Below are 10,879 nucleotides of genomic sequence, written 5' to 3' on the forward strand. Positions count from 1 at the left end.
GGTGATCAACTCCCGTTCCGGGTACGGCGGATGCGAACCAGAAGGAGGTTGAGCGCGCCCACGGCCAGCAGGATCAGCAGCATCGTCCAGGCCACGGCGGCGGCCCGGCCGAGGTGGAAGGCGTACCAGCCCTGGTCGTACAGGTACAGCCCGAGGGTCTGGTACTGGTGGGCCGAGCCGCCGCTGTGGCCGGTCGCGCCGCCGCCGAACAGCAGTGGTTCGCCGAAGAGTTGGGTGGCCCCGATGCTGGAGACCACGACGGTGAACAGGATGGTGGGCCGGATGGACGGCACCGTGACGTGCCGGAACTGCTGCCACCGGTTGGCGCCGTCGAGCGCCGCCGCCTCGTAGAGGTCGTGCGGGACGGCCTGCATGGCGGCGAGGTAGATCAGGGCGTTGTAGCCGGTCCAGCGCCAGGTGACGATCGTGGAGACGGCGATCTGGGAGCTCCAGGTGCCGCCCTCCCAGTCGACGGGGCCCAGGCCCAGGTGGCCCAGCAGCCAGTTGATCATCCCGTAGTCCCGCCCGAACAGCAGCGTGAACACCAGGGTCGCCGCCGCGATCGAGGTCGCGTAGGGCGCGAGCATCGCGATCCGGAAGAAACCCCGTCCGCGCAGGCGGTAGTTGAGCAGGTGCGCCAGGCCGAGGGCCATCAGAAGCTGGGGCACGGTGGACAGCACGCCGATGGTGACGGTGTTGCGCAGGGCGTTGCGGAACAGGTCGTCGTGGAACAGCCGGGTGTAGTTGTCGAAGCCGCGCCACTGCATCTGGTCGGAGGTCTGGAGGTCCACGCTGTGCAGCGACACCCAGCCGGTGTAGATCAGCGGGAACAGCCCGAACGCCACGAAGCAGACGAAGAACGGCGCGACGTACAGGTACGGCGAGGCCTTGAGGTCCCAGCGGTAGAGACGGGTGCGCCAGGGGCGAGGCGGCGGGGGAGCGGTGCGGCGCGGGCCGGGGGCGGTGCCCGGGACGGCCTCGTCGAGCATGATGGCGGTGTCCTCTCCGGAGAACGGGCCCGTCCCGGCCGGCTGGCTGGGACGGGCGGACGTAGGGCGGGGCCTGGACGGGCCCCGGTCGGTCGCTAGTCGCTGACCTTGTCGTCGATCTCCTTGACCGCGTTGCTCCACGCCTTGGCAGGGTCGCTCTGGTGCTGCTCGATGCTGAGCAGGGCGCCGTTGGTGAGGGTGTCCTTGACCAGGCCGTCCCACTCGCCGATCACGGTCGGCTTGATGGACTGCGCGGTGGCGGCGTAGAGCTGGCCGGTGGGGGTGTCGCCGAAGAAGTCGAGCTTGGCGTTCTGCACCTCCGGCTGGGCCAGTGCCTTGACGTTGGAGGGCAGGTTGCCGACCTTGGTGAAGACCTTGGCCTGCTGCTCGGGTGCGGTGAGCCAGGCGGCGAGCGCCACGGCCTCCTTCTGGTGCTTGCCGGCCTTCGGCACGGAGAGGAAGGAGCCGCCCCAGTTGCCGGCGGCCGGGGCGGTGGCGATGTCCCACTTGCCCTTGTTGGCGGGCCCGGACTTGTCGGAGACGATGGCCGTCATCCAGGACGGGCAGGCCACCGTGGCGAACTTGGAGTTGGCGAAGGCCTGGTACCAGGGGGTGTCGAACTGCTTGAGGCCGGCGCTGATCCCGGCCTCGATCGCGCCGGTCGACAGGGTCCAGGCGGTCTTGACGGTGGGGTTGTCCTTGTAGTTCAGCTTCCCGCTGCTGTCGACGTACTGCGTCGTGCTGGAGGACACCACGGCGTTGAACAGGCCGCCGGCGGAGTCGGTGAAGAAGGTGCCGGCGGGCGCCTTGGCCTGGTACTGCTTGCCGGTCTCGACGAACTTGGCCCAGTCACCCTGCCACAGCTTGGCCACCTGCTCGCGGTCGGTGGGCAGCCCGGCCTGCTGGAAGAGGTCCTTGCGGTAGCAGATCGCCATCGGGCCGATGTCGCTGCCCAGCCCGATGGTGCGGCCGTCCGAGGTGGTGGCCTGCTGCGACTTCCACGGCAGGAAGGCGCCCTTGTCGACCCCGTCGGCCTTGCCGAGGTCGACGAACTTGGCCGACTGCTTCTTGACGACCTGGGCGATCCGGCCGACCTCGATCGCCTGGATGTCGTCCAGGCCGCTGCCGGAGGCGAGGTGGGTCTGCAGGGAGGGGTAGTAGTCGGTCTCCTGCTGGACGGTGTGCTCCACGATCGTGATGTCGGGGTGCTCTTTCATGTACGCGTCGAAGAGGCCGGCCTCCTTGTAGCCGAAGGTGCCGTAGTCGCCGACGGTCAGGGTGATCTTGCCGCCTGGGGCCGCGCCGGTGGCGGATCCGGAGCTGTCGCAGCCGGCGACCAGCAGGGCGCACAGGGCTGCGGTCGCGGCGATAGGCAGCGGCCCGCGTGTCCTGCGGGTGCCGCGGGCGATGGGTGCGGTGCGGGCGTTGCGTCCGGGGAGGGTGGCGGTGGCTCTGCCGCCGTGGGTGGTGCCGGGGTTCCGCATGGCCGAATCTCCTTGTCCAGGCTGGTCCATGGCTGCGGCGCGCGACTGGCGGCCGAAGGTGCTCGGAAACTGGGTGGAGCATGAGTGGGAGCGCTCCCACTACGATGTGGGAAGATTGCTTCGCCGCGCAAGGCGTGTCAAGGGCGTGCAACGGCTCCGTTACCGGACCGTGTCGTCCGGCCACACTGGCCGCGGTTGCCGTATCCGCCGCCGTCCACCGTCCGTCCGGGAGATCGATCATGAACCGAGCCGCGCAGCAGCAGCCCGCTGCCCGCCCCACCCTGGAGGCGGTGGCAGCGCGGGCCGGGGTGGGCCGGGGCACGGTGTCCCGAGTCGTCAACGGCTCGCCGAAGGTGAGCGCCAAGGCCCGTGCGGCGGTCGAGCAGGCCATCGAGGAGCTCGGCTACGTCCCCAATCAGGCGGCCCGCTCCCTGGTCACCTCCCGGACCGACGCGATCGCGCTGGTCATCCCGGAGAACGTCGCCAAACTGAGCTCGGAACCCTACTTCTCCGACATCATCACCGGTGTCTCGGCCGAACTCGCCCATTCCGACCTGCAGTTGCTGCTGGTGCTGGTGCGGGACGAACGCGAGCGGGAGCGGCTGACCCGCTACCTCACCGCCCGCCGGGTGGACGGCGTGCTGCTGGTCTCGGTGCACCAGGACGATCCGCTCCCCGAGCTGCTGGAACGGCTCGAACTGCCCGCCGTGCTCGGCGGCCGCCGCTCGGCGCAGGAGTCGCTGAGCTACGTGCACGCCGACAACGCGGGCGGCGCGCGCGTGGCCGTCCGGCACCTGTTGGCGAGGGGCCGGACGGCCGTCGCGACCATCACCGGGCCGCTCGACATGGAGGGCGCCGCGGCGCGCCTGGCCGGGTACCGCCAGGCGCTCGCCGAGGCCGGGATGCCGGCCGACGAAGGGCTCGTCGCCCACGGGGACTTCACCGAGCGCGGCGGGCGTGAGGGCATGCGGGAACTGCTCGCCCGCCGGCCCGGCCTGGATGCGGTGTTCTGCGCCTCGGACCTGACGGCGGCGGGCGCGCTGCAGGCGCTGCGGGAGGTGGGCCGACGGGTGCCGCAGGACGTCGCGGTGATCGGCTTCGACGACTCCGTGGTGGCCCGGTACACCGAGCCGCCGCTCACCAGCGTGCGCCAACCGACCGAGGAGATGGGGAAGTTGATGGTCCAGTTGCTGCTTGAGGAGATCGCCCAGCCGGGCCGGTTCCGGCGGCAGACGGTGCTGCCGACGGAACTGGTGGTGCGGGAGTCGGCCTGAACCCCGCCCGAACCCCGTCAGAAGCCCGGCCGGACCCCGCTCGGACCCCGGCCTGACCAGGGTCCGAGCGGGGTCCGAGCGGGGTCCGGCCGGGCTCTTCGAGCACGGCCCTACCCGCCGGCCCTACCCGCCGGCCAGGTGGGCGCGGTAGCCCGCGCCGAAGGCCGTCGGGGTGCCGTCGTAGGAGCTGATCAGCGCGGGGCCGCTGCCGCAGTCCCAGGTGTTCCAGGCCCAGGCGAGGTAGGAGACGCCGTGCTGGTCCAGCCAGGGCAGCAGGGTATCCAGGTAGCCGTGCGCGCAGTCGCTCTCGCCCAGTTCCCCGGTCACCACGGGGACGCGGGTCGCGAGCGGGCCGAGCTGGGCGTCCCAGCAGGAACTGGTGCTGCAGGCGTTGAAGTTGTACGAGTGCCACGAGGCGGCCAGGTTGTGCAGCGGATCGGCCGGCTGGTACGCGGCCCACTGGGTGAGGTCGTTGGCGTACTCCAGGCCGCCCAGCAGCAGGACGTTGTCCGCGCCGGTCGAACGCACCGCGTCGACCATCGCCTGCATGCCGGCGACCCGGAAGCCGATACCGGGGCAGCTCCCGCCGTCCCGCCAGCAGGCCCAGCCGCTGGCCTCGCTCCCGGTGGCGCGGGAGGGGTAGGGCTCGTTGAACAGGTCGAAGACGGTGGCGTCGTCGCCCTTGAAGGCCTGCGCCACCGAGGTCCAGAACGGGAGCGCCCCGGCGGCGTCCGGCATGGGCTTCTGGCAGGTGGCGTTGGCGTCGGAGCAGCCGGCGGACGGTCCGGTGTACGCCCCGTCGGTCCAGTGCAGGTCCAGGACGGCCACCAGGCCGTTGCGGTGCAGCAGGTCGACGTAGCCGCGCACCGCGCTGACGTAGGCCGCACCGGCGTAGGCGGGGTCGACGTTGGAGTGGCCCAGCCAGCAGTCCTCGTTGAGCGGAACGCGGACGGCGTTGATCCGCCAGGACTTCATCGCGGTGACGGAGGCCTGGTCGACCGGGCCGTCGAAGAGGCCGTGGCCCTGGACGCACATGAACTCGGCCCCGGAGCGGTTCACCCCGTGCAGGGTGATCGGGGTGCCGTCGGCCTTCGCCAGCGTGCTGCCCGAGACGTGCACGGCGGGGGCGGGCCCGCTCGGCGGCGGAGTGGTCGGCGGCGTCGGGCTCGGGCTCGGGGACGAGCTCGGCGATGAGCTCGGTGACGGGCTCGACTGCGGCCTGCAGGGGGTGCCGTTGACGGTGAAGGCGGTGGGGGCGGTGTTGGCGCCGCTGTAGGAGAAGTTGGCGCTGGTGGTGTAGGTGGCGCCGGGGTTGATGGTGGCGGCGTAGTCGGGGCTGGTGACGGTGACGGCGTGTCCGGTCTGGGTCCAGGTGCCGTTCCAGCCGTTCTGGAGGGTCTGGTTGCCGGAGTAGGTGTAGCCGAGGGTCCAGCCGTTGATGGGGGAGGTGCCGGTGTCGGTGATGGTGAGGTTGGCGGTGAAGCCGCTGCCCCAGTCGTTGCCGACGGCGTAGCTCACGCCGCAGGACGGACCGGTGGCCGCCGTGGGGGCGGCCGAGGCGGTGAGCGGCAGGACCGCCAGGGCGGCGCACCCGGCGGTGGCGGCCGCGAGAGCCGCCATGCGGGGGCGGAGGGAGCGGGGGCGGGGTGAGAGCGGGCGGGGAGGTGCGGTGCGGGGCATGCCGAGCTCCTCGGGGGGTGGGGGCCGGGGCCGCCGGCGCGGCCCCGGCCGGGTGAGGTCAGCTCGCGGTGCAGGTCAGCGACGGGGCGGTGTTGCCGCCCGAGTAGGTCGCCTGGAAGCCGAAGCTGGTGGTGGAGCTCGGTGCCAGGGCGCCGTTGTAGCCCTGGCTGGCGGCCGTCACGGCGGCGCCGCTCTGGGCGGTGGTGGCGTTCCAGCTGTTGGTGATCTGCTGGTTGCCGCCCCAGCTCCAGGTGACGGTCCAGGACTTGGTGGCCGTGGTGCCGGTGTTGGCGACGGTCACGTTGGCGGTGAAGCCGCTGCCCCAGTCATTGGCGACCGCGTAGGTGGCGGAGCAGCCGCTGCTGCCCCCGCCGCCCGGCGTCGCGGCCGTGGTGGCGGTCACCGCGGCGGAGGCGGGGGAGGCGTTCCCGGCCGCGTCCTGCGCGGTGACGGTGTACTGGTAGGCGGTGGCGGGGGAGAGCCCGGAGTCGGTGTAGCTCGTGCCGGTCACGGTCGCGACCTTGGTCCCGTTCCGGTACACCGAGTAACCGGTCACGCCGGCCGGGTCGGTGGAGGCGGTCCAGCTGAGTGCGACGCTGGTGCTGGTGGTGCCGGTGACGGTCAGTGCGCCCGGCGCGGTCGGGCCGGTGGGGGTGCCGCCGGAGCCGTCGAACGCGGGATAGGCGTTCTGGACCAGCTGCCGGAACTGGGCCGGGTACCACTGGCCCGCCGGAATGTTGGCGTCGGGCATGGAGTCGGTGGGGTAGGTGTTGCCGTTCCCGTCGGTCTGCGTGCCGTTCGGGTCGCAGTGCGGGTCGCCGTGGGGGTGGGTGGCGGACGGGTAGTCGCCGTCCGACTCACCCGGCGGCTTGACCCACAGGAACGCGATGATCGGGCTGCCCGCGCCGTACGGCAGGGCCTGCGGGCGGGCCCCGATGCCGGCGCCGACGATGTTGCACCAGTCGCCGCGGAAGGGCTTCTTGTCGACCTTGTTGGCCGCGACGTACGCGTCCACCGTGGTGGGGCTGGAGTCGAGCGCGGTGGGCCGGGCCGGGCCGCCCCAGCCGTTGCGCGAGGTGTCGACCAGCATGCCGATGGTGCTCGGGAACCCGTTGGCCACCAGGGTGGAGTGCATCGCAGTGGCGAAGTGGTACTCGTCGAACACCGGGTTGTACTGGTAGAAGTTCGCCGATTTGAGCGGCTGCCCGCCGACCGTGAGGTCCGGGTTGCTGAGGAAGGGCTCGTTGAGCGGCGTGGTGTTGGCGGTGTCGCTGACGAAGCCGTCGATGCTGGCGAACCCGGCGGTGGTGGCCTGGGCGACCTTGGCGTACTCCTTGCCCGCCGGGACCATGTTGGTGGACCAGCCGAGCCAGCCCGCGTGGCCGATGTCCAGGTAGTCGTACACGTTGGGGATCGCGTGCAGCTTGTTGAGCGTGTACTCGATGCCCGTCTCGTAGTACGGGGTGGCGGTGGCGCAGGCCGGCTTGGACTGGTTGGTCACCGCGTTGGGCAGCGAGTCCGGCTCGATGATGGCCGCGACCCGGAGCCCGGCGTACTTCGGGTTGGCCAGGACGGCCGCGATCGGGTCGATGTACTGCGTCTTGTACGTGGCCAACCCGGCATCGGTGGCCGGGAGTTCGCCGTTGGAGGCGATGGCGGCGCAGTCCCGACCGGGCAGGTCGTAGATGACGACCTGGAAGACGACCGGCGTGCCCCCCTGCTGCTGCTGGGCGAGCGCGTGGTCCAGGTGGGCCTGGAGGCCGAGGCGGCCGCCGTCCCCGGCGATCGCGCCGATGTGGTCCATCCAGACGGCGGTGGGGTTGGCGGCGACCTGGGTTTCGAGCGGGCCCAGGGCGCTGCCGTCGGCGGTGGCCTGGGCCTTGACCTCGGCGGTGTAGTCGGGGTTGAGGTAGCCGGTCGCACCGGCGAACGGGTTGGTGACGTGCTCGGCGGCCGCAGGGACGGGGGCGGCCTGGGCGGGGGCGGCGGCTCCGATGCTCGGCAACAGGCCGGTGGCGCCGAGCAGCGTGGCGGCTGCTGCCGTGCGCAGGCGACGCAGGACGGTATGGGACACGTCCGGGTCCTTTCGGATGGGTGGGTTCCTGACGGGGATCGCTGAGATCGGGTGGGAACGCGCCCAGTCGGGGCGCGGCGATCCCGTTCACATGAAGCCAGGGCATGAGAAACGCCGTCAATAGATGCGGGAGCGCTCCCACGGGCCCGCTGTAAGTTACAGCGCGCCGGGCCGGGCGGCCCGCTGCCCCGGGCCGGGACTCCGCGCTGGTCGCCGCCGGTGCGCCGCCCCGGCGGGCCCGCCGGCCGGTGCCGCCGGGCCCCGGGGCCGCTTCCCAAGCCGGGTACGCCACCCCACCATGACGCCACACCTCCGTCCACCGTGCACCCATCCGCGCGGCGGAACCCCACCCCTCTGGAGGACGTGCGATGCGAGGCAGAACCCTTCGGGCCGGGGGCAACCGGCTCACCATCACCGCGACGGCGACCGCGCTCGCGCTGGTCGGCGCGGCGGGCGGCACCCTCGCGGTACCCACCGCCACGGCGGCCACCGGTCCGTCCTGCGGCGTGAGCTACGCCGTCGGCAACGACTGGGGCAGCGGCTTCACCGCCAACCTCACCATCACCGACACCGGCACCGCCCCCATCAACGGCTGGACCCTCGGCTACACCTACTCCGGCAACCAGACCCTCCAGAACGGCTGGAACGGCACCTGGACCCAGACCGGACACGCCGTCACCGTCACCAGCCCCGACTACGCCGCCACCATCAACCCCGGCGCCACCTACACCACCAGCGCCAACTTCTCCTACAGCGGCGCCAACACCGCCCCCACCGCCTTCACCGTCAACGGCACCCCCTGCCGCGGCGCGAACCAGCCCCCGACCGTCTCGCTCACCTCCCCGGCCGCCGGGCAGACCTTCACCCCGGGCTCCACCGTGAAGCTGGCCGCCACGGCGGCCGACACGGACGGCACCGTCGCGAAGGTCGACTTCTACGCCTCGACCGGTGCGGGCAACAACACCCTGATCGGCAGCGCCACCACCGCGCCCTACGCCGTCGACTGGGCGAACGTGGCGGCGGGTGACTACTCGGTCACCGCCGTCGCCACCGACGACGCCGGCGCCACCACGACCTCCGCTCCGGTCGCGATCAAGGTGGCCGGTCCGAGCGTCCTGGTCAGCCCGGCCACGCTCGCCGTCCAGCAGGGGAGCACCGGCACCTTCACCGTCGCGCTCTCCCAGGCGCCGACCGCCGACACCAAGGTGACGGTGGCGCGTTCGGGCAGCGACACGGACCTCGGCGTCACGTCCGGGGCCGCCCTCACCTTCACCCCCGGCAACTGGAACGTCCCGCAGACCGTCACAGTAGCGGCCGGTACCGACAACAGCCAGGTCGGCGGCACCGCCACCTTCACCGCCACCGCGGCCGGCTTCGGCTCCGCCGTCGTCACGGTGACCGAGGCGGCGAAGACCTCGGGCTACGACCAGTACTTCCTGGACCTCTACAGCAAGATGAAGAATCCGGCGAACGGGTACTTCAGTCCCCAGGGCATCCCGTACCACTCGGTGGAGACCCTGATCGTGGAGGCCCCCGACTACGGCCACGAGACCACCTCCGAGACCTACAGCTACTGGTTGTGGCTGGAAGCCGACTACGGACGGGTCACCGGCGACTGGACGCCCTTCAACAACGCCTGGACCAGTCTGGAGACCAACCTGATCCCCAGCCACTCCCAGCAGCCCGGCCAGAGCACCTACAACCCGTCCAAGCCCGCCACCTACGGCCCCGAGAAGGCCCAACCCGACCAGTACCCGATCAAGTTGAACAGCAGCGCGCCGGTCGGCACCGACCCGCTCTCCGGCGAGCTGAAGAGCACCTACGGCACCCCGGACGTGTACGCCCCGGCCTGGCTGCTGGACACCGACAACAAGTACGGCTTCGGCCAGTGCGAGGACGGCACCAGCAAGCCCAGCCTGATCAACACCTTCCAGCGCGGCCCGGAGGAGTCGGTCTGGGAGACCGTGCCGCAGCCCGACTGCGACGTGTTCAAGTACGGCAGCAGCGGCTCCGGCTTCCTCAGCCTGTACAACGACGGCGGCGGCAACTACAGCAAGCAGTACAAGTTCACCGACGCGCCCGACGCCGACGCCCGACTGGTCCAGGCCGCCTACTGGGCGGAGCAGTTCGCCAAGTCGCAGGGCAAGAGCGCGGCCGTCACCGCGACCCTCGCCAAGGCCGCCAAACTCGGCGACTACCTGCGCTACTCGCTCTACGACAAGTACTTCAAGCAGGCCGGCAACTGCCTCGGCGCCACCACCTGCCCGGGCGGCAGCTCGAAGGCGAACGAGCAACTCGGCCTGCTCACCTGGTACTTCGCCTGGGGCGGGGCGGCCGACGGCACCTGGTCCTGGCGGATCTCCGGTTCCGCCGCCCACCAGGGCTACCAGAACCCGATGGCCGCCTGGGTGCTCGCCAACGACCCCGGCCTGAAGCCGCTCTCGCCGAGCGGGGCCACCGACTGGGCGGGCAGCCTGGACAAGCAGCTCCAGTTCTTCCAGTGGCTGCAGTCCACCGAGGGCGGAATCGCCGGCGGCGCCACCAACAGCTGGGGCGGCAACTACGGCGACGACGCCGCCCCGCCGGCCGGCGACCCGACCTTCTACGGCCTGTACTACGACTGGCAGCCCGAGTACCACGACCCGGCCTCCAACCAGTGGTTCGGGTTCCAGACCTGGTCGATGGAGCGGTTCGCCGAGTACTACTACTCCACCGGCGACACCCGGGCGAAGGCCATCCTGGACAAGTGGGTCCCGTGGGCGATGTCGGTCTCCAAGGCCGACCCGTCCACCGGCACCCTGACCACGCCCGACAAGCTCACCTGGACCGGCGCGCCCGACACCTGGAGCGCCACCAGCCCCGGCGGCAACGCGGGCCTGCACGTCACCGCGAGCGGCACCGCCACCGACGTCGGCGTGGCCGGCTCGCTCGCCAAGACCCTCGCGTACTACGCGGCCAAGTCCGGCGACAGCGGTGCCCGGAAGTTCGCCCAGTCCATCCTGGACACCCTGCACGCCAAGTACACCGACGGCCTGGGCTACTCGGCCGCCGAGACCCGCACCGACTACAGCCGCTTCACCCAGGCGTACTCGCCCACCACCCACGCGGGCCTGTACGTGCCGTCCGGCTGGACCGGCACCTACCCGGACGGCACGAAGATCAGCTCGGCCAGCAACACCTTCCTGTCCATCCGGCCCTGGTACACCAGCGACCCGCAGTGGTCCAAGGTGCAGAGCTACCTCGACGGCGGCGCCGCGCCGAGCTTCAACTACCACCGGTTCTGGGCCGAGGCGGACATCGCCACCGCCTTCGACGCCTTCGCCCAGCTGTTCCCGACGGTGAACCCGGGCAGCTGAGCCCCGGCCCCCGACCGGGCCG

General features: G+C 71.5%; 6 protein-coding genes. 2 read left to right on the top strand and 4 right to left on the bottom strand.

What is annotated here, in order from left to right:
- Nucleotides 1–5 precede the first annotated feature (5 nt).
- Together ACZ7BZ_RS27505 and ACZ7BZ_RS27510 are read right to left on the bottom strand one after the other, a co-directional pair.
- Nucleotides 6–989 carry a carbohydrate ABC transporter permease gene (locus ACZ7BZ_RS27505; RefSeq protein WP_380453609.1) on the bottom strand — a complete coding sequence of 328 codons (984 nt, stop codon included), beginning with the start codon at nucleotides 987–989 and terminating at the stop codon, nucleotides 6–8.
- A gap of 95 nt (nucleotides 990–1,084) precedes the next feature.
- Entirely contained in the window at nucleotides 1,085–2,473 is a 1,389-nt protein-coding gene (locus ACZ7BZ_RS27510) for an ABC transporter substrate-binding protein (protein ID WP_470360671.1), read from the bottom strand.
- A gap of 239 nt (nucleotides 2,474–2,712) precedes the next feature.
- On the opposite strand from ACZ7BZ_RS27510, the gene ACZ7BZ_RS27515 reads away from it, so the two are divergent.
- On the top strand, nucleotides 2,713–3,747 hold the full coding sequence (locus ACZ7BZ_RS27515; protein ID WP_470360672.1) for a LacI family DNA-binding transcriptional regulator: 1,035 nt from the start codon (nucleotides 2,713–2,715) through the stop codon (nucleotides 3,745–3,747).
- A gap of 123 nt (nucleotides 3,748–3,870) precedes the next feature.
- Here the strand turns inward: ACZ7BZ_RS27515 and ACZ7BZ_RS27520 are convergent, their stop codons facing one another.
- Both ACZ7BZ_RS27520 and ACZ7BZ_RS27525 read right to left on the bottom strand, forming a co-directional pair.
- Entirely contained in the window at nucleotides 3,871–5,427 is a 1,557-nt protein-coding gene (locus tag ACZ7BZ_RS27520; RefSeq protein ID WP_470360673.1) for a cellulase family glycosylhydrolase, read from the bottom strand.
- Nucleotides 5,428–5,485: 58 nt separating this feature from the next.
- Nucleotides 5,486–7,501, bottom strand: a complete 2,016-nt coding sequence (locus ACZ7BZ_RS27525) for a glycoside hydrolase family 6 protein (protein WP_470360674.1) — start codon at nucleotides 7,499–7,501, stop codon at nucleotides 5,486–5,488.
- Nucleotides 7,502–7,869: 368 nt separating this feature from the next.
- On the opposite strand from ACZ7BZ_RS27525, the gene ACZ7BZ_RS27530 reads away from it, so the two are divergent.
- On the top strand, nucleotides 7,870–10,857 hold the full coding sequence (locus tag ACZ7BZ_RS27530; protein WP_470360675.1) for a glycoside hydrolase family 48 protein: 2,988 nt from the start codon (nucleotides 7,870–7,872) through the stop codon (nucleotides 10,855–10,857).
- Nucleotides 10,858–10,879: the final 22 nt, after the last annotated feature.

It is taken from the genome of Kitasatospora sp. NPDC036934, from assembly GCF_055608425.1.

Excerpts from the sequence above, each read along its gene's own strand:
- ACZ7BZ_RS27530 (WP_470360675.1), top strand. The coding sequence starts at position 7,870 with ATGCGAGGCAGAACCCTTCGGGCCGGGGGCAACCGGCTCACCATCACC.
- ACZ7BZ_RS27510 (WP_470360671.1), bottom strand. The coding sequence starts at position 2,473 with ATGCGGAACCCCGGCACCACCCACGGCGGCAGAGCCACCGCCACCCTC.
- ACZ7BZ_RS27515 (WP_470360672.1), top strand. The coding sequence starts at position 2,713 with ATGAACCGAGCCGCGCAGCAGCAGCCCGCTGCCCGCCCCACCCTGGAG.
- ACZ7BZ_RS27505 (WP_380453609.1), bottom strand. The coding sequence starts at position 989 with ATGCTCGACGAGGCCGTCCCGGGCACCGCCCCCGGCCCGCGCCGCACC.
- ACZ7BZ_RS27520 (WP_470360673.1), bottom strand. The coding sequence starts at position 5,427 with ATGCCCCGCACCGCACCTCCCCGCCCGCTCTCACCCCGCCCCCGCTCC.